The sequence below is a fragment of the Euzebyales bacterium genome, from assembly GCA_036374135.1.
In the GTDB taxonomy this organism is placed as follows: domain Bacteria; phylum Actinomycetota; class Nitriliruptoria; order Euzebyales; family JAHELV01; genus JAHELV01.
This window is the reverse complement of sequence record DASUUK010000094.1, coordinates 13915-36900: the sequence shown is the minus strand read 5'-3', so window position 1 is coordinate 36900 and position 22986 is coordinate 13915. Positions and strand designations below refer to the sequence as shown.

Annotated in this window: 21 protein-coding genes; 9 read left to right on the top strand and 12 right to left on the bottom strand. The window is 71.6% G+C overall.

Annotated elements, in window-relative coordinates:
• Positions 1–39 precede the first annotated feature (39 nt).
• The 6 genes from VFZ70_15880 to VFZ70_15855 all read left to right on the top strand — a co-directional run bounded on the left by VFZ70_15880 (position 40) and on the right by VFZ70_15855 (position 5804).
• Positions 40–873, top strand: coding sequence for a methylenetetrahydrofolate reductase (locus tag VFZ70_15880; GenBank protein ID HEX6257287.1), 834 nt, complete (start codon positions 40–42; stop codon positions 871–873).
• A 40-nt stretch (positions 874–913) separates the two neighbouring features.
• A complete protein-coding gene (locus VFZ70_15875; GenBank protein HEX6257286.1) occupies positions 914–2611 on the top strand; it encodes a formate--tetrahydrofolate ligase in 1698 nt (565 codons plus the stop codon).
• Between the two features lie 156 nt (positions 2612–2767).
• Positions 2768–4090 (top strand): folylpolyglutamate synthase/dihydrofolate synthase family protein, encoded by a 1323-nt coding sequence (locus VFZ70_15870; protein HEX6257285.1) that lies wholly within the window; start codon positions 2768–2770, stop codon positions 4088–4090.
• Between the two features lie 65 nt (positions 4091–4155).
• Positions 4156–4824 carry a TetR/AcrR family transcriptional regulator gene (locus tag VFZ70_15865; protein HEX6257284.1) on the top strand — a complete coding sequence of 223 codons (669 nt, stop codon included), beginning with the start codon at positions 4156–4158 and terminating at the stop codon, positions 4822–4824.
• A gap of 26 nt (positions 4825–4850) precedes the next feature.
• Positions 4851–5258, top strand: a complete 408-nt coding sequence (locus tag VFZ70_15860; protein HEX6257283.1) for a VOC family protein — start codon at positions 4851–4853, stop codon at positions 5256–5258.
• Between the two features lie 120 nt (positions 5259–5378).
• Entirely contained in the window at positions 5379–5804 is a 426-nt protein-coding gene (locus VFZ70_15855) for an OsmC family protein (protein HEX6257282.1), read from the top strand.
• 45 nt (positions 5805–5849) lie between these two features.
• On the opposite strand, the gene VFZ70_15850 is transcribed toward VFZ70_15855, so the two are convergent.
• From VFZ70_15850 to VFZ70_15815, 8 genes are all read right to left on the bottom strand, one after another.
• Positions 5850–7982, bottom strand: a complete 2133-nt coding sequence (locus VFZ70_15850; GenBank protein ID HEX6257281.1) for a cation:proton antiporter — start codon at positions 7980–7982, stop codon at positions 5850–5852.
• Positions 7979–8638 (bottom strand): hypothetical protein, encoded by a 660-nt coding sequence (locus VFZ70_15845; GenBank protein ID HEX6257280.1) that lies wholly within the window; start codon positions 8636–8638, stop codon positions 7979–7981. The genes VFZ70_15850 and VFZ70_15845 overlap by 4 nt, the downstream gene beginning before the upstream one ends.
• 61 nt (positions 8639–8699) lie before the next feature.
• Positions 8700–9368 carry a response regulator transcription factor gene (locus VFZ70_15840; protein HEX6257279.1) on the bottom strand — a complete coding sequence of 223 codons (669 nt, stop codon included), beginning with the start codon at positions 9366–9368 and terminating at the stop codon, positions 8700–8702.
• Complete coding sequence (locus VFZ70_15835) at positions 9365–10891, bottom strand: HAMP domain-containing sensor histidine kinase (GenBank protein ID HEX6257278.1); 1527 nt, start codon at positions 10889–10891, stop codon at positions 9365–9367. The genes VFZ70_15840 and VFZ70_15835 overlap by 4 nt, the downstream gene beginning before the upstream one ends.
• A 33-nt stretch (positions 10892–10924) precedes the next feature.
• Positions 10925–11959 carry a homocysteine S-methyltransferase family protein gene (locus tag VFZ70_15830; protein HEX6257277.1) on the bottom strand — a complete coding sequence of 345 codons (1035 nt, stop codon included), beginning with the start codon at positions 11957–11959 and terminating at the stop codon, positions 10925–10927.
• A gap of 54 nt (positions 11960–12013) precedes the next feature.
• On the bottom strand, positions 12014–15493 hold the full coding sequence (locus VFZ70_15825) for a 2Fe-2S iron-sulfur cluster-binding protein (GenBank protein HEX6257276.1): 3480 nt from the start codon (positions 15491–15493) through the stop codon (positions 12014–12016).
• Positions 15490–15819 carry a sarcosine oxidase subunit delta gene (locus VFZ70_15820; GenBank protein HEX6257275.1) on the bottom strand — a complete coding sequence of 110 codons (330 nt, stop codon included), beginning with the start codon at positions 15817–15819 and terminating at the stop codon, positions 15490–15492. Before VFZ70_15820 ends, VFZ70_15825 begins: the two co-directional genes overlap by 4 nt.
• Before the next feature lie 85 nt (positions 15820–15904).
• Positions 15905–17164 carry an FAD-dependent oxidoreductase gene (locus tag VFZ70_15815; protein ID HEX6257274.1) on the bottom strand — a complete coding sequence of 420 codons (1260 nt, stop codon included), beginning with the start codon at positions 17162–17164 and terminating at the stop codon, positions 15905–15907.
• Between the two features lie 117 nt (positions 17165–17281).
• Between VFZ70_15815 and nudC the strand changes: the two genes are divergently transcribed.
• Entirely contained in the window at positions 17282–18199 is a 918-nt protein-coding gene (nudC, locus tag VFZ70_15810) for an NAD(+) diphosphatase (GenBank protein ID HEX6257273.1), read from the top strand.
• Between the two features lie 33 nt (positions 18200–18232).
• Here the strand turns inward: nudC and VFZ70_15805 are convergent, their stop codons facing one another.
• The 3 genes from VFZ70_15805 to VFZ70_15795 form a co-directional block, all read right to left on the bottom strand.
• Positions 18233–18964 (bottom strand): NAD(P)H-dependent oxidoreductase, encoded by a 732-nt coding sequence (locus VFZ70_15805; GenBank protein HEX6257272.1) that lies wholly within the window; start codon positions 18962–18964, stop codon positions 18233–18235.
• A 68-nt stretch (positions 18965–19032) separates the two neighbouring features.
• Complete coding sequence (locus tag VFZ70_15800; GenBank protein ID HEX6257271.1) at positions 19033–19785, bottom strand: enoyl-CoA hydratase-related protein; 753 nt, start codon at positions 19783–19785, stop codon at positions 19033–19035.
• Between the two features lie 151 nt (positions 19786–19936).
• The gene (locus tag VFZ70_15795; GenBank protein HEX6257270.1) at positions 19937–20161 is read right to left on the bottom strand and encodes a hypothetical protein; all 225 of its coding nucleotides are present in this window, start codon (positions 20159–20161) and stop codon (positions 19937–19939) included.
• 199 nt (positions 20162–20360) lie between these two features.
• On the opposite strand from VFZ70_15795, the gene VFZ70_15790 reads away from it, so the two are divergent.
• Positions 20361–20567, top strand: coding sequence for a hypothetical protein (locus VFZ70_15790; GenBank protein ID HEX6257269.1), 207 nt, complete (start codon positions 20361–20363; stop codon positions 20565–20567).
• A gap of 10 nt (positions 20568–20577) precedes the next feature.
• On the opposite strand, the gene VFZ70_15785 is transcribed toward VFZ70_15790, so the two are convergent.
• Positions 20578–21888 (bottom strand): aromatic ring-hydroxylating dioxygenase subunit alpha, encoded by a 1311-nt coding sequence (locus tag VFZ70_15785; GenBank protein HEX6257268.1) that lies wholly within the window; start codon positions 21886–21888, stop codon positions 20578–20580.
• A gap of 193 nt (positions 21889–22081) precedes the next feature.
• On the opposite strand from VFZ70_15785, the gene VFZ70_15780 reads away from it, so the two are divergent.
• Complete coding sequence (locus VFZ70_15780; protein HEX6257267.1) at positions 22082–22915, top strand: IclR family transcriptional regulator; 834 nt, start codon at positions 22082–22084, stop codon at positions 22913–22915.
• Positions 22916–22986 lie beyond the last annotated feature (71 nt).

The following is a 22986-nucleotide window of genomic DNA, read 5'->3' as shown; positions in this document are numbered from 1 at the left end:
ACGAGGCACGCCGGCCACCCGCCCGGTCGGGAGTTGCCCATGGGAAGGTCCACCAGCCAGGTCGTCCACGAGTCCTTCTCCGCACCCCGCTTCGAGATCATTCCGATGAAGGGGGTGGAGGAGCAGTTCGCCTACCTGCCCGAGGACGCCGTCGTCACGGTGACGTCATCGCCCACGAAGGGGACCGACGCGACCCTCGCGTTGGCGGGACTGCTACGACGCCGGCATCGCGTCAGGGTCGTACCGCACATCGCGGCGCGGCTGATCGGCGACCGGGTCGAGCTCAAGGACCTGCTGCAGCAGCTGTCGGACATGGGGATCGACGAGATCTTCGTCGTCGCCGGCGACGCGGATGAACCCGCGGGGCCGTTCGAGGGCACCGTGGACCTGCTGCGGGCGATGGCCGACATCGGCCACTCACTGCGCGTCGGGATCACCGGCTATCCCGAGAGCCACGCGTTCATCCCGGACGACACGACCGTCACCATGATGCACGCCAAGGAGCCGTACGCCGATCACATCGTGTCCCAGATCTGCTACGACCCTGCGGTGACGGCACGCTGGATCGCCGCGGTGCGGGCGCGGGGCACGCGCCTGCCGATCTACATCGGCCTCCCGGGCGCGGTCGACTTCGCCAGGTTGTTGCGCATCTCCAAACGGGTCGGCATCGGCGACTCGATGCGCTTCCTGCGCAAGCAGTGGGCGACGGTCGCGCGGATCGTGGGCGGCTACGCGCCCGACGACCTCGTCGAGGGGCTGTTGCCGACCGTCTCCGATCCGGAGATGGGAATCGCCGGATGGCATCTGTTCACCTTCAACGAGATCCGCCGCACGGAGGCGTGGCGGCAGGACCTGCTCGCGCGCTTCGCCTGACGTGGCGAGCGGTAGATCAGTGAATCCAAGGAGACTCCACATGACGTTCCCCAGCGATCTCGAGATCGCCCGAGGCGCGGATCTGCAGCCGTTGCCCGACATCGCCGCTCAGATGGGGATCCGGCCCGACCACCTCGAGCCGTACGGCGCTGGTGTCGCCAAGATCTCGCTGGACGCGATCGACGATCTCGCCGACCGCCCGCGCGCCAGGTACGTCCTGGTGTCAGCGGTCACGCCGACCCCGCTGGGGGAGGGCAAGACGACCACGACGGTCGGGCTGGGCCAGGGCTTCGGCCACATCGGCAGGTCGGCCGCGATCGCCGTGCGCCAGCCGTCGATGGGCCCGACGTTCGGCATCAAGGGCGGCGCCGCGGGCGGGGGCTACAGCCAGATCGTACCGATGGAGCAGCTCAACCTGCACCTGACCGGGGACATGCACGCCGTCACCGCCGCGCACAACATGCTGGCGGCGATGGTCGACAACCACCTGCACCAGGGCAACGCGCTGGGCATCGACGTCGACAGCGTCAGCTGGCGACGTGTGGTCGACGTGAACGACCGCGCCCTGCGCAACATCGTCGTCGGCCTCGGGCCGAAGGCCGATGGCGTGACACGCCAGTCGGGGTTCGACATCACGGCGGCGTCGGAGGTCATGGCCGTCCTGGCGCTGTCGACGTCGCTGGCGGACATGCGTGAGCGGATGGGCCGCATCGTGATCGGCACGACGCGCGAGGGCAAACCGATCACGGCCGAGGACCTGCGCGCCGCCGGCGCGATGACGGTCATCATGCGCGATGCCATCAAGCCGAACCTCATGCAGACGCTCGAGGGCACGCCTGCACTGGTCCACGCCGGGCCGTTCGGCAACATCGCCCACGGCAACTCGTCCGTCGTCGCCGACCTGATCGGCATCCACGGAGGCGACTACCTCGTCACCGAAGCCGGGTTCGGTGCGGACATGGGTGCCGAGCGGTTCTTCAACATCAAGTGCCGGACGTCAGGCCTGTCGCCCGACGCCGCGGTGCTGGTGACGACGGTCAGAGCACTCAAGGCCCACTCGGGCCGGTTCCGGATCGTGGCGGGCCGTCCACTGCCCGACGAACTGCTCGCCGAGAACCCCGACGACGTCCATGCCGGTGCAGCGAACCTGCGCAAACAGGTCGACAACATCCGCGTGCACGGCGTGTCGCCGGTCGTGTGCATCAACGCGTTCCCCACCGACCACCCGAGCGAGCACGCCGCGATCCGTGAGATCGCCGAGGACCTGGGCGTGCGGGCCGCGGTCAGCACGCACTTCGCCGACGGCGGCGCCGGCGCGACAGAACTGGCCGAGGCGGTGGCCGAGGCGGCCGAGGAACCGACGGCCTTCGCCCCGCTGTACCCGGACGAGCTGACCCTGCGCGACAAGATCCACGCGGTGGCGACCAGGGTCTACGGCGCCGACGACGTGTCCTACACGCCCGCGGCCGCACGGCAGGTCGACCGGTACGAGGAGGCGGGGTTCGGCGACCTGCCGGTGTGCATCGCCAAGACCCACCTGTCCATCTCGTCCGACCCGACGCTCAAGGGCGCCCCCACGGGCTGGACGCTGCCGGTCCGCGAGGTCCGCGCGTCGGTCGGCGCCGGCTTCATCTACCCGTTGTGCGGCGACATGCGGACGATGCCAGGCTTGTCATCGGCGCCTGCGGCGGAACGCATCGACATCGACGAGGACGGCCAGATCGTCGGCCTCTCCTGACCCACCCCGGCATCCGCACCACAGCTTCACGCACGAACGTCGGGGTGGTGTGCAGCCGTCCCGCGGACGGGCACCGCCGCGAACCGTCGGGCCCGCTTCCGACCCGCCACGGACGACCACGTCGGCGCGCAACGACCCACCTGACCGAGAGGCACAGTGACCACGCTCGACACCACCGCCCTTCACTACGAACTGGCCATCGCCGCCCTGTTCGACCGCCGTCCCGAGCTCATGCTCCCGGGACTGCGGCGGATACGCGCGCTCGTGCACTCGATGGGCGCGCCGCAGCGGGCGTTCCCGTCGATCCACCTGACCGGCACCAACGGCAAGACCACCACGGCGCGGATGATCACCTCGCTGCTGATGGCCGGCGGCGAGCGGGTCGGCACCTACACCTCGCCGCACCTGCAGGACGTGCGCGAACGGTTCAGGGTCGACGCGCAACCGATCGCCGTGGACGACATGCTCGCCGGACTCGACGCGCTCGGCCCGCACATCGAACGTGTCGAGCAGGCCACGGGCGAGATGGTCACGTTCTTCGAGGCCTCAACCGCGTTGTGCCTGTGGGCGTTCGCGCGTGCGCGGATACGCACGGGCGTCATCGAGGTGGGCATGGGGGGCCGGTTCGACGCGACCAACGTCATCGACGCCGGCGTCGCCGTGCTCGGTCGGGTGCAGATGGACCACCCGCAGCTCGGCGCGACCGTCGGCGAGGTGGCGTGGGAGAAGGCGGGGATCATCGGCACCGGGGCGACGGTGGTCTCCGCCAACCCGGAGGGACCGGCAGCGCACGTGATCGCACAGGAGGTCGCCGAACGCAGCGCGCGCCTGCACGTGCTCGATCGCGACTTCGGCGTGATCGGCCGCACCCTGACCCCGGGCGGTCAACGGATCAACCTGCGTGGCATCGACGACCGTGTGTTCACCGTCGATCTCCCGCTGCACGGCGCCCACCAGGCGGTCAACGCGGCGTGCGCGCTGGCGGCGGTGCAGGCACATCGCACCACCCCCGTCGAGCCAGCCGCGGTGCGGGAGGGCTTCGCGGCCGTCCGCTCTCCCGGACGGCTCGAGCTGCTCTCCACACCGTCGGGCGTGCCCGTGCTGCTGGACGGCGCCCACAACCCCGCCGCCGGGCGGGTGCTGGTCAGGTCGCTGCGTGAGCTGCACGGCGACCGTCGGCGCGTCGCCGTCCTGGGCATGATGGCCGACAAGGACGTGGAGACGTTCGCCGACCTCGTCGGTTCGGCGGTCGACGAGGTCGTGGTGACGACGCCCGACAGCCCGCGGGCCGCCAGCGCCGATCAGGTCGCCGCGGCCTGCCGCGCGGCGGGCGTGCCGGTGTACGACCGCCTCGACGACACGGGCGCCGCCGTGCGACTGGCGGCGGAGCGTGCCGGTGGTCACGGGATGGTGGTGGTCACCGGATCGCTGTACACGGTCGGCGATGCGCGCGAGGCGCTGGGCGCCGCCCCCGCCTGACCCCCCTGGTCGGCTGCGGACGCGCCGACCGCACGATGCGGCGATCGTGTACACATGAACGTGGCATGGACACGCGCAGCGCTGGGACGACATCGCGGAGACGTCGTGCGCGGCTGTCCCGTGGCCGGATCGTCGAGGCGGCGGGTGCGGTCGTGCGCAGCGAGGGCATCGACGCGCTGTCGATGCGCCGGGTCGCGCGGGAGCTGGGCTGCTCGCCGATGGCGTTGTACCGCCATGTGACCGACCGCGACGATCTGCTGCGCTGCCTGCTCGACGAGATCGCGCCGACCCTGCGCCGACCGTCGAGGTCGGAGGACCCCCGCCGCACCGTGATCCGCGTGATGACCATGACGCACGACTGGCTGGTGGACAACGCGTGGGTGATCGACCTGCTGCCGATGCACCGCATGGGATGGTCGGTCGCCTGGGTGACCGACGATGTCGTGGCCGCATTCCTGGCGGCCGGGCTGTCCCCGGCCGCGGCCGCGCGCGCCCACGAGGTCGTGTGGCACCACCTGGTCGGCGAGGTGACCGCGCGGCACTCGCGCGCGTGGTCACCGCCGCCCGCGCCGGACCGGGCCGACGGCGGGACCGACGGGGCACACGACCGCTGGGCCGACGACCTGAGCATCCAGACGACGACCGCGCAGACGCACGACCAGTTCCTGCACGGACTGTCCGCGCTGCTCGACGGCCTGCTGCCTGACGGGTCGGGCATGAGCCATCGGGCATGATGGTCACCTCGACAGAGGAGCGACCAATGCCCGGCACCCTGGATCTCGGCGCGTTCTCGATCAGCCTGAACGTCGCGGACCTCGACGCATCGCGCGCCTTCTACGAGACCCTGGGCTTCGAGGTCACTGGCGGTTCGACCGACGAGAACTACCTCATCCTCGTCAACGGTGACGCGATCATCGGGCTGTTCCACGGGATGTTCGAGCGCAACATCATCACGTTCAATCCCGGCATCTCGATCCCGGTCGACGGCGACGGGGCCATGGTGCAGGACCACTTCACCGACGTGCGCGAGATCCAGCAGCAGCTGCGCGCCGCCGGCCTCGAGCTCACCGAGACCACCGATCCCGACGGGACGGGTCCTGCGCACATCACGCTGATCGACCCCGACGGCAACCCGATCCTCATCGACCAGTTTCCTGACCGGCCGTAGGCCGCCCCCGAGCCGCTGGGCCAACGGATGAGAGGTCCGCGACAGGGGTACATGTCGCTTCGCGGCTCCGGGCGGCACCGGGGTCGCTTCTCACGATCCGCAATCCCGAAAGGTGCTCCGATGACGCTCCAGCGCACGTCCTCCGCCCGGTGGGAGGGCAACCTGAAGGAGGGTGCGGGCCGGCTGAGCCTCGGCAGCGGTCTCTACTCGGGTCCGTACAATTTCGTGTCGCGGTTCGAGTCCGGCGATCAGACCAACCCGGAGGAACTGATCGCGGCCGCCCACGCCGCGTGCTACTCGATGGCGTTGTCCGCCGACCTCGCGCGCGAGGGCCACACGCCCGAGAGCGTCGCGACCGACGCGACCGTCACGCTCGACCCCGGTCAGAACAGGATCACGACCATCCACCTCGAGGTCACCGGTCGCGTCCCGGGCATCGATGCCGACACGTTCCAGGAGTTCGCCGAGGGCGCGAAGAAGAACTGCCTGGTGTCGAAGGTGCTGGCCGGCGCCGAGATCACGCTGGACGCGACGCTCGAGTCATAGGCCCTTCCACGACGACGCCCCGCCGCCCGGCTGCGGGGCGTCCGCTCAGCGTGGGAGCAGCACCAACGCGAGCGTGCGGGTCGAGTGGGCGAGCAGGTACTCGGCGTCGTAGCCGAGGAACACCCTGTCGCCGGACACGTGCGACTCGGTGCCGGCGACCACGAGGTCCGCGTCGACGCGGTCGGCGTGCCGCAGCAGTTCCTGGGCCGGCATCGTTCCGTGGGCGCGGTGCAGCGCTGCGGTCTGCCCGAACCCCGCTGCGATGTGCGCGGAGGCCGCGAGCAGTTCGTCTCCGGACGACGGTGCCGCCACGCCCGCGAGATCCGGCTCATGGGACGCGGGTGTGGCGACCACGTGCACGGCATGTGCCTGCGCGCCCAGCCGGGCCGCGGTGGCGAAGGCGACGTCCTGCGCCGCACGTCCCGTCCTGGTTCCCGTCGAGGCGACGACGATGTGACGGATCTCCTGTTCCACCGTGTCAACGGCCCGACTGCGGCTGACCAGCACGACGGGCACGGGCGCATGCGCGATGACGCGGTGCAGCGTCGGCGACATCGCCGGCGTCCCGGCGCCACGGGTCATCCCGAGCGCCATGAGCCCGTAGCCCAGGCGCGCCTCCGCGAGGATCGCCCCCGCGGCCTCGTCCTCCACCCGGTCGATCCAGTCCACCAGGTGGTCGCGCACCACCGATGACAGCGCACCGACCGCCGCGGCGCCCTGCCGACGGGCGACGTCGTTGCTCGAGGCGTGCACGGTGAGCACGGTCAGCCGGGCGTCCGGCTCGAGGATGGCGTCCAGCACGCGCGCGGCTGGGATCGAGTTCGTCCCGCCGCGCGTGGGCAGCAGCGCGGACGTCGCGCCGACCACGCTGCCGGCCAGCAGTGCCTCGCGGGCGAGCCTCGCGGACTCGCCCGCGGCGATGCGCTCGCCGCGCAGCACGGCCGTGAGCGCCGGGCCCGCGGCCATCGATGTCACCAGTGCCATCACCACGATCACGGCGTAGGACGTCTCGTTGAGCACGCCCAGGTTCAGGCCGATTGTCGCCACGACGATCTCGAGCGCACCGCGCGCGTTGAGCGCGGCGCCCAGCGCGGCGGCGTGCCTGGCAGTCAGGCGGCCGATCCGACCTCCCACGTACGCCCCGGCGAACTTGGTCAACGTGGCGGCCGCGATCACCGCCGCCGTCCAGGCCATCGCCGTCGGCGTGGCGAGACGCCCCAGGTCCACCGACAGGCCAGCGGCGGCGAAGAAGATCGGCGCGAACACGCCGTGGGTGACGGTCTCGAGCACGTCCTGCGCGTGGCGGTCCGCATACCGCGACCGGCCCAGCACGATGCCCGCGATGAACGCTCCGAGCACCGCCTCGACCCCGAGCCACTGCGTGACCACGCCCGCCGCCAGCACGACGATGACCATGGCCGCGGCAAGTGTGGCCGGACGCCCGGCCTCCCGGGTCCGTCGCAGCAGTCGGTCGACGCCCCGCTGGCCGATCGTGAAGGCGGCCACGACGAACGCGGCGAGCCCGCCGACGCCGCGGAGCAGGGTGGCGAGCGAGAACGCATCCGAGCTGGCCATGCCGGCGACGACGCCGAGGAGGATCCAGCCGACGAGGTCGTTGGTCATCCCGGCGGCGATCGTGATCTGCCCGAGCTCGCGGCGCATCAGGCCGAGGTCGAACAGCACCTTGGCGATGACCGGCAGCGCCGAGATGCTGAGCGCGATCGCGATGAAGAGCACGAAGCTGGAGCGCGTACCGGTGTCACCGACGAAGGTCCGCGGCAGCAGCCATCCAAGGAGCGCGCCACCCGCCAGCGGCACGATCAGGCTGCCGGTCGCGACAGCGGCGCTGGCGCGTCCGAGGCGTCGCAGGAGCTTGAGATCGGTCTCGAACCCCGTGCACACCAGCAGCAGGACGACCCCGATCCACGACACGGCCATCAGCAGCGCCCGCTGGACCGCATCGTCCGGGAACAACCAGGCCTGCGCCCCGGGCACGATGCCGCCCATCACGGACGGTCCGAGCATGATCCCGGCGGCCAGCTCGCCCACGACGGTCGGTTGCCCGAGACGCCGCGCGAGGGCGCCGAGCAGGTGCGCGACGCCGAGCAACGTCGCGAGCGAGGCCCAGAAGACCAGCAGCTGCTCCGAGGACAGGCCGCCGCTGGCCAGGACCGTCATGGACGCAGCACCGGCTCGCCCCGCCTCCGCCCGCGATGTCGAAGATCCGCGCCGGGCGCGACGGGGCCCACCGGCTCCCGGCGCCCCCGCCGGACGCGCCGGTGGCCCTGCCGCAGCTGGGCCGCGCCGACGGCGAGGTTGATGACGGAGGTGCGGACCAGCCACACCTCGCCCTCGCTCGGCAGGCGCGTGAGGTGGTCGACGGGCAGCTCACCGTCGAGCTCGCACGCGACCCGGGCCAGATGCGCCCACTGGCCGGTGAGCAGTGTCTCGATGTCGTAGCGGTCGATCCGTTCCAGGGCCAGGAGGCGATCGACCCCGGCGACCGACACGACCCCGCAGCCGGCGGCGCGCATGCGGGCGATGTCGGCCACCGGAGTCGACGACCGTGGGCGGACCCGTGCAGGCACCACCGCGACCTGACTCAGGGTCAGGCCTGCTCGTTGTGCCAGGACACCACAGTCGGACGCCTGCCGGCCGGCCCAATGGGCGGTCACGGCGCCGGCCAGGACGATCCACGCCGCGAGGCCGGGCCACAGCGGCAGGAGCCCGAGCCCGGCGACGGCGACGGCGACTGCCGCCCATCCACACAGCAGCCACCGGCGGTGGCGGCGTGCAGCGGGCATCGCGGAGATGGGCGTCATGGGCACAAGCATGCGCGATCCAACGTGCGGGGACCTACCCGAAACCAGTGAGTTCGGTCTGCGGATCGCCGGGTCAGGGCGGCGTCGTGCCCTCCGACGACACCAGACCGAGGCGTAGCGCGAGCGCCACGGCCTCGAGCCGCGTGCCGACGCCGAGCTTGCCGAGGAGGTTGCGCACGTGGGTCTGCACCGTGTCCTGGGTGATGCCCAGCTCAGCGGCGATCACGGGACCGCCCTGCCCGGCTGCGAGCAACCGGAGGATCTGGCGCTCCCGCCGCGTCAGCGAGCCGTCGATCGCCTGCGCCAACCAGCCGCGTTCGCGCTCGGCGGCCAAGGTGCGCAGCCAGGCCGAGGTCGGGCCCGCGTGCAGCACCGTCTGCCCTGACGCGACACGGCGCACGACGTCGAGCAGTTCGGTGACGTCGACCGACTTGTGCAGCACTGCCGCGGCACCCGCCTCGACGGCGCGTCCGAGCTCGGCCTCGTCGGTCAGGGCCGTGAGCACGACGCATCCGATGGACGGTCGTTCGCGCCGCACACCGTCGATCACCTCGATGCCGCTGCCCCCCGGCAGATCGAGATCGACGATCGCGACGTCGGGCGCGAGCCGCGCGACGACCGACGTGGCATCGGACGCGCTCGTCGTCGCTCCGACGACTTCGACGTCCTCCGTGAGGTCGATCACCGCGCCCAGTGCCTGTGCGTAGCTGACGTGGTCCTCGACGATCACCACACGGATCATGCGCACCCCACCTCGATCGTCACCCGCGTGCCCGCGGGCAGGTTGGGCTCGATGCTCAGTCGGCCGTCGTGGGCCTCGGCGACCCGCCGGGCGACGTACAGCCCGATGCCCGATCCGTCGATGGTCGCGACGTTGTCTCCGCGGCCGGCGTAGGCAAGCAGGGTGCCGACCGCGTCCGGATCGATGCCGATGCCCTCGTCGACGACCGCCAGATGGTAACGATCGTCGCCCGCGACCTCGCCGATCATGGTGATGCGACCACCGTCCGGCGAGTAGCGAACCGCGTTGGTGGCCACGTTGCGCAGGGCCTGGCCGATGCGCACCGGGTCGGCCAGGATCCGCACGTCGTCGGCGCGGACCTCGACGTGGTGGGGACCCGGCAGCGCGCGGGTGTAGCGCGCGAGGTCCTGCAGCAGCGGCAGAGCGCGCACCGGCCGGAGCGTGCAGCGCAGGTCCGCGGACTCGAGCGCGCGCAGCTCATCGATGCGCCCGATCAGCTCGTGCAGCCTTGCCGCCTCGGCGATCAGGCCCGCCAGCGCGTCGCGCCACCGACCGTCCTCGGCGTCGACGTGGCCGAGCACGTGGGCGTAGGCGCGGATCGTGGCGACGGGCGTGGACAGCTCGTGATGGACGACGGCCCGGAACGTCTCCTCGCGCGACACGTACCGCGCGAGCTCGCGCACCATCGCGTCGCGCTCATCCAGCTCGTGGCGCTGCATGCGCATCACGCGGACCCTGTCGCGGGACATCTGCCGCACCTGCGCCGTGGCGCCCACCAGCAGCAGGGCGGTGCTGATCATCCGCAACAGGTCGGTGCCGGTGACCAGGGGACCCAGCACGTCTGGCTGCCGGATCGCCTGGAGCTGGGTGAACACGCCGACCAGCAGCGACAGCGCCAACCAGCGCTCCAGCGCACTGCCGTCAGCCGCGGCGTGGCGTGCGGCCAGCCACGCGCCGAAGGCGAACAGCACGAGCGGAGGCAGCTCCAGGCTGACCATCCACATCGCCGTGCGGGCGGCGGTGTCATCGATCGGCGGCATGACCGCGGTGAGCGCGGCACCAAGCGCGATGAACGCCGCGAGGGCGACCATCACGTACACGCGCATCCGCGCACGCGGCCACTGCACGGCCGCACTGACGAACAGCGCGCCGGCGACGTAGCGGGAAGCGAGCCACGGGTAGAAGGGGTCCGGGGGAGCCATGAAGGCGCCGGTGGTCTCGCCGACGATGTTGGGCAGCACGCCGAGCAGCGCCGACGATGCCGCGATCACCGTGAGCGCCGCGACGAACGCACTGCGGACGACCGAGCCGTGCTGGTCGTGGGGCAGTGCCAGCACGAGCGCGGCCAGTCCGACGACGCACAGGCGCAGCGTCTCGAGCGCCACCCGCAGCGACGGACTGACGATCGCGATCTGCGCGTCCGGCACCGCCAGCGTCGCCAACCACACGGCAGCAAGCACGACCGCGGTCCGGGCGAGATCACGCCACACCACCCGCTCGCGTTGTCCCGGTGTCGCTGTCATCTCGGACCTGTCGGAGGAACCTGACCCGGGCACCTACAGCTGGGCGCCGATGCCGTCCGCCTGTCGCGGGAGCCTGGCGTCGGTGCCGAGGAACGCGTGCCGGCTCATGTCGGGGGAGTACCGCGACGCCGGCGGCCTGCGTCCCAGCACCTCGGCCACGGCGCGGAGGTGGTGCGGTCCCGCGCCACAGCACAGGCCGAACCACTGCACACCTGCGTCACGCGCCGCGGCCGTGAAGTCGGCGACCTCGTACCGATGGCACGTGAACGGGTCCAGTGCGGTGGGGAACGGGCGGTCACCCGGTAGCGCACCGTCGTAGCCGGGATCGCGCAGCGCCTGGAAGGTCGGCTCCTCCGGCGTCGTGCGGTACGGCACGGGCAGCGCGGCGACGGGGACATCGACGGCGGCCACGATGTCGTCGAGCAGCGGCAGCATCGTCGCGGGACCGCGGATGCAGTTCAGCCCGACGACGCGCGCGCCGGCGTCCGCGAGACGTCGACATGCGTCGGCATAGCTCCATCCCTCCCGGGTCGTCCCGGACCGGTGCGGCGCGAGGGTCACCACCGCGGGCAGCCCGACCTCGCGGATGACGTCGAGGGCCAGCAGCGCCTCCTGGCCCCACCACAGCGTCTCGGCGATCACCACGTCGACGCCCGCCTCGGCGATCCAGCCCACCTGGTCGGCGAACATGGCCCGGACCTCGCGCACGCGCACCGGGTCGTCGGGGTCGAACACGTTGGTGTTGCAGACGTTGCCGGCGAGGAGCGCACCGTGCGCGGAGGCGACCTGTGCCGCGATGGTCAGCGCGTCGCGGTTGAGCTGCTCGAGCAGGTGCTCGCGGCCGATCACCCGCAGCTTCTCACGGTGCGCGTAGTAGGTGAATGCCTGCACCACGTCCGATCCGGCGTGGACGAACTCCTCGTGCAGTTGCGCCACCTTCTCGGGGTGGTCAACGACCACCTCGGGAACGAATGCGCCCGCCTGGAGGTAGCCGCGCCGCTCGAGCTCGAACAGGTAGCCCTCGGCACAGATGACCGGACCATCGGCCAGTCGTTGTGTCAGTGTCATCGCACGCGCCTCACAATCTCCCCCGACGTCGGGTGCGGGCGGAGCCGCACGGTGTCACGGGTGCAACCCGTCCACGGCGACGGCGAACTCGACGCCGGCGTGTCGAATCTCGTCGAACAGGTATCGCCCGGACGACCACTCACAGCCCACGAGATACGAGCGTGTGCCGTCGCGGTCGTCACGCACGAGGTCCGCGGTGACCGCCGCGACCTTCGTGCGCAGGGCGGTGCCGTCGGGGGTGACGTCGTCGTGCAGGTCGATCGCGCACACCTTCGCCAGCACCGCGGGTGCATCCTCGCCCGTCAACCGCAGCAGCGCCCGGCCGTGGGTGACATCGATGACCGTCACCAACCCATTGTGGCCGGGCACCTCCGCGCGCACGCGTCCGACCGCGTCGGTGTCGCCGGCGGCGGTGACGATCAGCCACTCGCCGGGACCCAGGCCGCACACGAGGGCCCCATCCGACCGCCGTTCCGCGCGCCCCGCGGGCGCGAGCGTCGCCGCTGCAGCGCCGTCGCGCGGGGCGAGCACCCACGTGCAGGCCAGCGCGCTGTGGTCGGCGAGCCGCAGCGCGGCGTTGCTACGGCCCGTGCCCACGCGCCAGCCACCGATCACACCCGCCGGGCCGGTCACCGGGACCGGCGGGTGGGCCAGCGGCGTCGCGATGGGGACGCTGCGAGGAGTGTCACGCCACGGCGGCTCGCCGCGCAGGCGCACACCGTCGGGATCGACGTGCGCGAGCTGCGGCATCACGCGTGCGGGGATGCGACGGCGGTCCGGCAGGACGACGGTCACGAGCGTTCCGGGCTCGGCGAGGTGCGGCGCGACGTGGGCGAGACAGACCGATCGGCCCAGCGTAGGGGACATCCGGCTCGACGTGATCCGCCCCACGATCGTGGTCGAGGACTCGACGATCTGACTCGCCTCCGGTGGCACCACCGACCCGTCGACCGGTTGCAGCCCGACCAGGTGGTCGTGGTCGCCGCGCACCTTCTGCCACACCAGCTCCGGTTTGCCGGCGAAGTCGTGCTTGTCGAGCTTGACCGCCCACTCCAGATCGGCACCGTAGGCCTGGGTCAATCCGTCGGTGTCCTGACCGACGATCGCGTGCCCCTTCTCCAGCCGCAGGATGCGCTGGGCCTCGACGCCGAACGGCCGGATGCCGAGGTCGTCGCCCGCGGTGAGCAGGCTGGTCCACACGTGCAGGCCGTAGCCCGACGGCACGTGCAGCTCGAAGCTCAGCTCGCCGGTGAACCCGATCCGCCACATGACGCAGTCGGCGACACCTGCGACCGTCCCGCGACGCACCCGCATGTAGCCGAACTCGTCGGGATCGAGATCGACGCCGTCGACGAGCCGGGCCAGCAGTTCGCGGGACCGGGGACCTGCGACGTTGATGCTGGTGTACGCGGTGGTGACCGGCGTGACGTGGACCCGCCAGTCCGGCCGCTCGGTCTGCAGCCAGTTCTCGACCCACTCCCACACCGCGAGCGCGCCCGACGACGTGGTGGTCATGAGGTAGTGGTCGTCGCCGAGGTGGCCGGTCACGCCGTCGTCGAACACCACGCCGTCATCGGTGCACATGACGCCGTAGCGCACGGCGCCGACCGGCAGCTTCGACCACTTGTTGACATACAGCTGGTTCAGCAGTCGCGGCACGTCGGGACCCCGCAGGTCGAGCTTGCCGAGCGGGGTGACGTCGATGATGCCGACGGCCTCCCGCACGTTGCGCGCCTCGCCGGCGGGGTCACCGTAGTGGTCAGGACGGATCCAGGCGCCGGCGATGAGCGGCGCCGCGCCGTGCTCGACGTGCCAGTCGTGCAACGGGCTGCGCCGCACGGGCTCGTGCACGCGTCCGGCGAGCGCGCCGAGGCTGATGGGCGCGTACGGGGGACGCCACACCGTCGTACCGGTCGCGGCGATGCCGCTGCCGGTGGCCTCGGCCACGACGGCGACGGTGTTGACGACCTCGAGCTTGCCCTGGAGCGGGCCCATCGTGGCGGTCGTGTAGCGCTTGGCCAGCTCGATGTGGTCGTAGCCCTCGTGGACCGCGCCCACGAGCTCCTTCGATGTCACGTCCTCCGAGAAGTCGACGAAGCCGTGCGTGCGGGCACGGAACAGCGCAGGGTGATCCGCCGCCCGCAGCACCGGCTGGTCATCGGGAACATCCCTCCGCGAGGCCGCGGTCGTCCGCCGACGGTGGGTCAGCGCGTGTTCTGCCGCCGCGGTACCGGTCGCCCGACCGTGGTCGACGACGTCCTCGAGCGGCCCGTCACCGGCGATCCCACCGGTCACCTGGACGTCCGGCGGCAGGTCGCCGGGCAGGAACCGCGCCGCGTGCGGCTCGTACGTCGGAACGGCGCCCGCCATGTTGAGCAGCGCGGTCGGCGCGGTCCAACCGGTCGCCGTGACCAGCAGATCGGCCTCGATCGTGCGGCCGTCACCGCACTCGACGGCCTGCACCCCACCACGGCCACGGGCGCGGACGACGTCGCGGCCCGCGCGCGCGTCGAGCACGGCGCGGACGTCGATGCCCACGCGGGCCAGGTCGTCGGCCGCGGCGTCGCCCGCGTCGTTCGCGGTCAGCACGACCGCAGCGGTACCGGGGCGCACCGCGTACAGGTTGACCAGGCGTCGCACCGCCGTCGACAGCAGCACGCCCGGCAGGTCGTTGCCGGCGAAGACATACGGGCGTTCGATCAGGCCCGGCGCCACGACGAGGCTGCCGGCGCGCACCTTCACCAGCCGCTCGGTCGCCTGCTCCGGCCCGCGCTGCAGCACCGCGATCCAGTTGCCGTCGTAGCGACCTGTCACCACGGCGTCGGTCAGCACCTCGACCCCCGCGGCCGTGACCGCGTCGCGCAACTCGGCCAGGGCCGCCCGCGCGTCGGGCCCGCTCCAGCGCAGGTGCCCGCCCAGCGCGTGCTCCTCCTCGACGAGCAGCACGCGTGCTCCCGAGACCGCGGCCGCCGCGGCCGCCGCCATGCCGGCGGGACCGCCACCGGCGACGACCACGTCGGCGTGGGCATGACGCTGGTCATAGGTCGCGTGGGGCGGCGTGGACGGCACGCGGCCGCCCGCTGCGAACCGGCGCAGGACCCGCGCGTACGCGGGCCACAGTGGCCGCGGTGCCATGAACGTCTTGTAGTAGAAGCCGGACGACAGGAACGGGGACAGCAGCTGGTTGACCGCCTTGACATCGAAGCGCAGCGACGGCCAGGCGTTCTGGGCACGTACGTCCATGCCATCGACGACACGTCGGTGCGCGCCACGGACGTTGGGCTCGTCGCCGACCTGCACGATGCAGCCCGGGTCGTGGAAGCTCGCCGTCAGCAGCCCGCGCGGACGGTGGTACTTGAAGCTGCGCGAGAGCACCCGCACGCCGTCGGCGGCCAGGGCCGACGCGATCGTGTCGCCGGCGTAGCCGCGATGGGGCTCCCCGTTCCACGAGAACCGGACCTCGCGTGTGCGGTCGATCACCTCACCGGGCTGCACGCCCAGCCGCATGGCGTCGTGGCCGGTGACCGTGCTCACGCGCCCGTCCCTGGCGACGCTGCGCCGTCGGTGTGCGCCGGCTGTCCGGCTCGGGCGTGCACGCCGGTCGCGTCGCCGACCGCCTCACGCACGCTGCGGACCACGTTGGACACCGTGTGACGCTCGACCACGAGGTAGCGGCGGCAGCCGTTGCGGTGCAGCCAGGTCTCGTCGGTCCATCCCGCCGGGTTGACGCGCAGGTACAGGTAGGTGCGCCACGCCACCTGATCCGCGGTCGCGGGATCGGGTCGTACGCGCCGCTCGCCGATGTAGCGGAACTCATCGACGTTGCGTGGCCCACAGTTCGGGCAGTGCAGCTCGATCACGGTCGCCGCCCCGGCCGCCCGGTGCCGGCGCCCGGCGTGGCCGCAGCTCCTGCGTGGTCGTCGGTCATCCGCATCACCGGTCGGGTCAGTGCCCCACGGCCGCCGCGCCCTTCTCGCCGACGAGCCGTCCGTCGGCGAACCGCGCGAGATCGAAGTCGGCGATGAGCTCCGGCGTCCTGCCGGTCGCCACCAGCTGGGCCATCGTTTCGCCCGCCACGGGAGCGGCCTTGAAGCCGTAGGTTCCCCAGCCGACATCGACCAGGAAGCCGTCGACCGGTGTCACGCCCATGATCGGCGAGAAGTCGGGGGTCATGTCGCACAGGCCGGCCCACTGGCGCAGCACCCGCAACTGCGACAGCTGGGGCATCAGCTGCAGCACGTGGCCCGCCAGCCCTTCGAGGAACGTCAGGCTGCCGCGGGTGGCGTACGACGTGAACGGATCGACCGACGCGCCGAACACGAGCTCTCCCCGGTCGGTCTGGCTGACGTAGACGTGCACTGTGCCCGACACGACCACCGTCGGCAGGAACGGCCGCACCGGCTCCGTGACCGCGGCCTGCAGGGGAAACGTGCTGATCGGCAGCCGGACGCCGGCCATGTCGGCCACCAGCGAGGACCAGCCGGCCGTGCAGTTGACGACGACCGGCGCGACGATCTCGCCCGCAGTCGTCGTGACGCCCCGCACCTGGCCGGACGCCACCGTGATGCCGGTCACCTCGGTGTGCTGGTGGATGCGGATGCCCAGCGCCGTCGCGGCGCGGGCGTAGCCCCACACGACGGCGTCATGGCGGATGATGCCGCCGGGCGGATGGTACAGGGCGCCGAGGATCGGGTAGCGGGTGTGGCGCGAGGTGTCCAACGGCGGCGCGAGCCGCTTGACCTCCGATGCGTCGACGACCTCCGAGTCGATGCCGGCGAGCTTGTTGACCTCCGCCCGCCACCGCATCGTGCGCAGCGATGCGTCGCTGTGCGCGAGCGTCATGTGACCGCGCTGGGAGAACATGACGTTGAAGTTCAGCTCCGCGGACAGCCGCTCGTACAGCGCCACGGAGCGGTCGTAGAACGTGACGCCTTCCGGCGTGAGGTAGTTCGAGCGGACGATCGCGGTGTTGCGGCCCGACCCCCCGCCCCCTATGTAGCCCTTGTCGACCACCGCGACGTCGGTGATGCCGTGGTTGGCGGCAAGGTAGTAGGCGGTGGCCAGGCCGTGGACGCCGCCACCGATGATCACGACGTCGGCCGTGGGCCGCAGCTCGGGCGTGCGCCACACCCGCGGCCAGGCGGCCCCGGTCACGCCGCGGCGGAGCAGTTCGAGCGCCGAGTACCGCGTGGCTGTCCGTGGCATCAGGCGGTCAGCCTAGACGAGGGGATCGCCGGCGCACCAGCGTGGCCCCATCTTCCGCCGTCGGCGTGACGGGCACACCGGGCGTGAGGTGGCGTGCGTCAGGGGAGCGTGACTGCGGTGACCACACAACCGTTGGCCGATCTGTCACTGGCGCGTGGCACGGTCGACCGTGCCGCCCGCCACCGCACCGACGACGCCTGGCTCGCGCGTCGCTGGAGCGATCCCGCCTCACGCGTCCTGGCGGTCCACGACGGCTCGGTCGCCGTGGACGGTGACCCGCCCGCACTGCTGCTGGTCAGCCCGGCCGAGGCGCCCGTCGACGGCGGCACCCTGCCGTGGCTGCTCGGCGTCGACGACGACGGCACGGCGATCTTCGGTATCGCCGGTCGTCCACCGGCGACAGGGCGGCCGGCCACCCTGCGCGAGATCGGCGCGCTGCTGTCGGACCGCGACGCGGGCCTGATGACCACCGCGGTCGCGCTGGAGGCGTGGCACGCGTCCCACGGTCACTGCCCCCGGTGTGGAACGGCGACCGATGTGCGCGAGGCCGGACTGCTCCGGGTCTGCCCCGTCGACGGCTCGCTGCAGCATCCTCGGGTGGACCCGGCGGTGATCATGGCCGTCGTCGACGACGACGACCGCCTGCTGCTAGGTCACCAGGCGCGGTGGCCCGCACGGCGGTTCTCGACGCTGGCCGGCTTCGTCGAGCCCGGCGAGTCGCTCGAGCAGGCCGTGGTCCGCGAGGTCCACGAGGAGACATCGGTCGCCGTGGACCGGATGACCTACCTGGGCAGCCAACCGTGGCCGTTCCCGCGCAGCCTGATGGTCGGCTTCATCGCGCACGCCACGACCACGACCATCGCGACCGACGACCAGGAGATCGTGGACGCGCGCTGGTTCACACGACAGGCGCTGCGGGACGCGGTCGCACGCGAGGACGTGATCCTGCCGCCGCGCGTGTCGATCGCGCGACGGCTGATCGAGCGCTGGCATGGTGGCCCGCTCGACGGGCGTTCCGCCCACCGCGACGGGTGACTCCCGCCGTGCGCCCGACTGTGGGGGATGGGGTCAGCGGTGCTCGGGGTTGGGGTAGTCGAACCGGCAGCCCGCGTCCCACTCCGACCGCTGGTTGCCGTACGCCGGCACGCCGCCGGCATCCTTGAGCATCCGCGCCGTGTGCAGCAGGTTCCACGTCATGAACGCCGTGTTGCGGTTCGTGAAGTCGTTCTCGGGACCCCCCGACCCTTCATCCAGATACGACGGCCCCGGACCCGCCTCACCGATCCACCCCGCGTCGGCCTGCGGCGGGATCACGTACCCCACGTGCTGCAACGAGTACAGGATGCCCATCGCGCAGTGCTTGATCCCGTCCTCATTGCCCGTCACCAGGCACCCGGCCACCCGCCCGTAGTACGCGTACTGCCCGGCGTCGTTGAGCAGATGGCTGTTGCCGTACAACCGCTCGATCACCCGGGTGCACACCGACGAGTGCTGACCCAGCCAGATCGGCGTCGTCAACACCAGGATGTCGGCGGCCATCACCCGCTCGAAGATGCCGGGCCACGCATCGGCGTCCCAGCCGTGCTCGGTCATGTCCGGCCACACCCCCGTCGCGATCTCATGATCGACTGCACGGACCTGATCGACGGTCACCCCCTGCGCCTCCATGACCGCGATCGACCGGTCCGCCAACCCCTGGGTGTGCGACCCCTCCGGCGACCGCTTCAACGTGCAGTTGATGTAGATCGCCCGCAGATCCCCGTACTGCGCCGGCGGCCCACCGCTCGACATGTCACTCATGACCTCGCCTTTCTGTGTCGTCGTCCGATCCCGTCAACCGGGGCCGGTCGCCGGGATCGTCCGAGCGCTCAGCCGCCGAGGAACTGTCGGAAGCGGGACTGCGCGACCTCGGACTGGAACAGATTGGCCGACAGCTCGGCCATGGCCGGCCCGTCGGCATCGATGCGGGCGACCAGCGACCGGTTCAACAGGCGTTTGGTCGCCACCAGGCCCTGCCGGGGCGATGCACACAGCTGCTCGATGACGTCGGCGACCTTCGCATCCAGGTCGTGCGGCGGGACGGCGGCGGTGACCAGTCCGACCTCGGCCGCCTCCGGCGCGGCGATCGTCCCGGCTCCCAGCAGCAGCAGGGACGCGTCGCGGTCGCTCAGCCGGGGGACCACCACGGTCGAGATGACGGCAGGTGCCAGGCCGAGTCGCACCTCGCCGGCGGCGAACGTGGCGTCGGCCGACGCCACGGCCAGATCGCACGCGGCGACCAGACCGATCCCGCCGGCGCGCACGGGTCCGTGCACGACCGCGAGCACCGGCACCGGTAGCGTCACGATCGCGCGCAGCACACCGAGCATGCGGTCGGACGTGGCCGCCTGTGCGGCGGCGTCGGCTGCGGCAGCCTCCTGGAGATCCGCACCGGCGCAGAACGCCGGCCCCTCGGCACGCAGCACGACCAGCTGGGCCTGATCGTCGGCGGCGACGGCGCCCAGCGCCGTGCGCAGCCCTGTCAGCAGCGGCCGCGACAACGCGTTGCGGTTGTGCGGGGAGGCCAGAGTGATCGTGTGCACCCGGCCGTCGTGCGCGGTGCGGATCGGAGCGTCACCCACGGCCGGAGACTCCTCGTCGACGGATCGTGCGGCGGACGTTACGGGGTCGTGCCGCAGAGATCAATCCGCTGGCACGCGTGGGCGGGTCGCCTCCCACATGCGACGAGACCCGCCGGGGCGGGCCTCATCGGATCGTGTGCGGTGCGTCGCGTCAGACGTCGCAGCCGTGGGCCGCGGCCAGGCCGCTCTCGACGAAGTTCTTCGCGCCGCTGACGGCGCCGGTGACGTGGCCGATCGCCCGGGCCTGCGACACCAGCTGTCCGTAGCTGGCCCCGCAACCGTCGTTGATGGTCTTGCCGTAGCCGGCCATCGCCGTGCCCGGCACCGCGAGGGCCATCGCGATCGTGGCGGCGAGGACGATGAGGCGCTTGCGCATTCGATGCTCCTTGTCTGTCTTGGTGTCCGTGGTCCGGACGCTGCCGTACCCGGTGATACGACCCGGGACCCCCGCCCGGATGCACCACATACGATTCGGCGCGAGCACCGCCGACGACAGAGAACGACCGTGACAGATCGCTCGCCGCGCGAACCCGGGACGGGCGCGACCGCCGGGTGGGGCGGCGAGGCCCGCGCCCGTGGCGGGGCAACCCCTGCACGCCCTGCTGGCTCCGCGCCGCCGCGTCGTGTCGGTGACCGACACCTACGGCGGCACGAGCAAGCTGTTCACCGGGTTCCTGTCGGCCTGGGATGTCGACGTGGCGCTGGTCGACACCGACTCGACGGGCATGGAGGACGCCGCGGACCTGCTGTCGGCCCTCGACGACGCGCTCGACCGGGTGTAGCGGGCAGCGCTCACGTGCGCCCGTCGGCGGCGTCGGCCGCTTCGATCATCGTCTCCGCCGACAACCGATCGGCGGCGACGTCGACGAACATCGGATCGTCGCCGTCGCCGTCAGGGATCCGGTCCACACCCACCATCCGGTCGATCACCATGTTCTGGAAGCGGTGCAGCGGCTCCTCGAAGCGGTAGCACATCCGTCCACCGGTGTACGCGGGATTGGCGATGCCACGCTGCACGCGTTCGACGATCGCGATGTCCTCACTGTTGACGTGATCCCAGAACGTCGCCAACTCGTCGAGGGCCGGTGCGATCTGCGGATCGTCAGCCGTGTGCGGCGGGAGGCCGATCGTGGTGCGCTCGAGCGTGCGGTCGTGCGACATCGGCGTCGCCAGCACCGTGAACACGTGGTTGGGCAGGACCGACAGCGCGACGTTGGGCAGGATCCAGATGAAGCGCCCGCTGACCGCGTCGTCAGCACGGAGCGTCGGCGCGTCGGTCAACGCGGTCCAGCCCGACGCGGTGTCGCGGTTGATCGGAGACGTCGACATGCCGGTGTACAGGCCGGGCCCCTGGAAGCGGTGATGGTCCTCGATGCGCGACACCTTGACCAGTTCGGGGTGGACCCACGGCAGGTGGTAGTACTCCATGAAGTTCTCTGCCACCAGCTTCCAGTTGGCCGCGACGTCGTACGTCTGCTCCGCGACGACCGTCATCTCGTCGAGTCGGTAGCCGGCGAGGCGGTCGGGCAGGTCCCCCAGCCAGGCATCGAGCGGCATCGGATCGGGTTCGAGGCTGACGAACACCAGGTTCGCCCACGCCCCGACGCTGACGGGCAGCAGGCCGTAGTCGGCCATGTCGAACGCCGGCAGACGACCGGTGTCGAAGATCGGCTGCTGGTCGACCGGTATGCCCGAGCCCTCGAACAGCGGCGCGCCGAGCAACCGCCCGTCGAGCGCGTAGGCCCAGCTGTGGTACGGGCAGCGGAACCGCTTGAGCTGACACGACTCCTCCGTCACGAGCTGCGCCGCGCGGTGCCGGCACACGTTGTGGAACGCGCGCAGCACGCCGTCCCGATCGCGCGTCAGGATGATCGACCGGCCGGCGATCGAGACCGTCCGAACGGCGCCGGGAACGGCCACGTCGGTCGTGTGCGCGGCGGCGAACCACCCGCGCGAGAACACCTGCTGCTGCTCGACCGCGAAGAACTGTTCGGACCGGTACGCGTCGGGCAGCAGGGTGCTTGCGTACTCGACCGGAGCCCGGGTCGGCGCGTACGTCTCCCCGCGCAGGTAGTCGTCCGGCGTGTGACGGGGTGCGAGCATGGTCACCTCCAGGTCGAACCTGCCGCAAGGCTACGGCCGCAGGTCGCGCACGAGAAGGGGTGTCGGCAATGTGGTCGTGCGGGTGGCATGCTGAGGTTGCCTGTTTGCCGCGATGCGGCAGCCTTGGCGATCTTTCTTGCGTTGTTTCTCCATACGCATTGCATTCTCCGCAATGTGCGGTCATCGTTGCTCCATGAGCAACGCGGGTGAAGCGCGTCCTGCTGTCCAGTCGGTGGATCGAGCGCTGACGATCCTGGAGATCCTGGAGCGCGAGGGCTGGATGGGCGTCACGACCCTGGCCCGCGAGCTCGGCATCCACAAGTCGACGGCATTCCGCCTGCTGGCGACGTTGGAGCAGCGCGGCATCGTCGAGCAGCACGTCGAGACCCAGAAGTACCGGCTGGGGTTCGCGTTGGTCCGCCTGGCCAGTGCGGTGCGCGCGGGCCTCGACCTGACCCGGTCCGCCAGGCCCGTGTGCGAGTGGTTGAGCGAGCAGACCGGCGAGACCGTCAACATCGCGGTGCTGGAGGGCGGAGAGGTCGTCAACATCGACCAGGTCAACCTCTCGTCATCGGTCGTCAGCGTCGACTGGTTGGGCCGGCGCACCGGCCTGCATTCGACCTCGACCGGCAAGGTGTTCCTGGCGCACCTTCCCGAGCGGGTTCGCGACGAGATCCTCGGCGGCAACCTCGCGCCGATGACGCCCAACACCATCACCGACCCGGATGTGCTGCGTGAGCAGTTGGCCGGGATCCGGGCTCAGGGGTGGAGCGCGACCGATGAGGAACTGGAGCTCGGCCTGAACGCCGTCGCCGCGCCGATCCACGGCGCCGACGGCGCCGTGCTCGCCACGGTGTGCGTGTCGGGACCGAAGTTCCGCCTCACACCGCAACGGCTGCCCGACGTCGGCCGTCTCGCGGTGGACGCCGCCCAGCAGATCTCGCGGCGGCTCGGCTTCATGGCCACCGACGACGGCACCGGATCCGACCCGCCGGTGGCGCAGCCGGCCGGATCCGCGGCGCGCTGAGCGTCACGACGTGGGATCAGCGGCACCGGCGGTCGGTGGTCCGGGCGACCCGACGCCCCGGTACGATCTCG

What these genes read in the sequence shown, in the direction of transcription:
- VFZ70_15840 (HEX6257279.1), bottom strand. Translation starts at nt 9,368, where the DNA reads ATGATCCGTGTGGTGATCGTCGAGGACCACGTCAGCTACGCACAGGCA.
- VFZ70_15860 (HEX6257283.1), top strand. Translation starts at nt 4,851, where the DNA reads ATGCCCGGCACCCTGGATCTCGGCGCGTTCTCGATCAGCCTGAACGTC.
- VFZ70_15865 (HEX6257284.1), top strand. Translation starts at nt 4,156, where the DNA reads ATGGACACGCGCAGCGCTGGGACGACATCGCGGAGACGTCGTGCGCGG.
- VFZ70_15875 (HEX6257286.1), top strand. Translation starts at nt 914, where the DNA reads ATGACGTTCCCCAGCGATCTCGAGATCGCCCGAGGCGCGGATCTGCAG.
- VFZ70_15850 (HEX6257281.1), bottom strand. Translation starts at nt 7,982, where the DNA reads ATGACGGTCCTGGCCAGCGGCGGCCTGTCCTCGGAGCAGCTGCTGGTC.
- VFZ70_15835 (HEX6257278.1), bottom strand. Translation starts at nt 10,891, where the DNA reads ATGACAGCGACACCGGGACAACGCGAGCGGGTGGTGTGGCGTGATCTC.
- VFZ70_15780 (HEX6257267.1), top strand. Translation starts at nt 22,082, where the DNA reads ATGAGCAACGCGGGTGAAGCGCGTCCTGCTGTCCAGTCGGTGGATCGA.
- VFZ70_15855 (HEX6257282.1), top strand. Translation starts at nt 5,379, where the DNA reads ATGACGCTCCAGCGCACGTCCTCCGCCCGGTGGGAGGGCAACCTGAAG.
- VFZ70_15880 (HEX6257287.1), top strand. Translation starts at nt 40, where the DNA reads ATGGGAAGGTCCACCAGCCAGGTCGTCCACGAGTCCTTCTCCGCACCC.
- VFZ70_15805 (HEX6257272.1), bottom strand. Translation starts at nt 18,964, where the DNA reads ATGAGTGACATGTCGAGCGGTGGGCCGCCGGCGCAGTACGGGGATCTG.
- VFZ70_15795 (HEX6257270.1), bottom strand. Translation starts at nt 20,161, where the DNA reads ATGCGCAAGCGCCTCATCGTCCTCGCCGCCACGATCGCGATGGCCCTC.
- VFZ70_15785 (HEX6257268.1), bottom strand. Translation starts at nt 21,888, where the DNA reads ATGCTCGCACCCCGTCACACGCCGGACGACTACCTGCGCGGGGAGACG.
- VFZ70_15845 (HEX6257280.1), bottom strand. Translation starts at nt 8,638, where the DNA reads ATGCTTGTGCCCATGACGCCCATCTCCGCGATGCCCGCTGCACGCCGC.
- VFZ70_15815 (HEX6257274.1), bottom strand. Translation starts at nt 17,164, where the DNA reads ATGCCACGGACAGCCACGCGGTACTCGGCGCTCGAACTGCTCCGCCGC.
- VFZ70_15830 (HEX6257277.1), bottom strand. Translation starts at nt 11,959, where the DNA reads ATGACACTGACACAACGACTGGCCGATGGTCCGGTCATCTGTGCCGAG.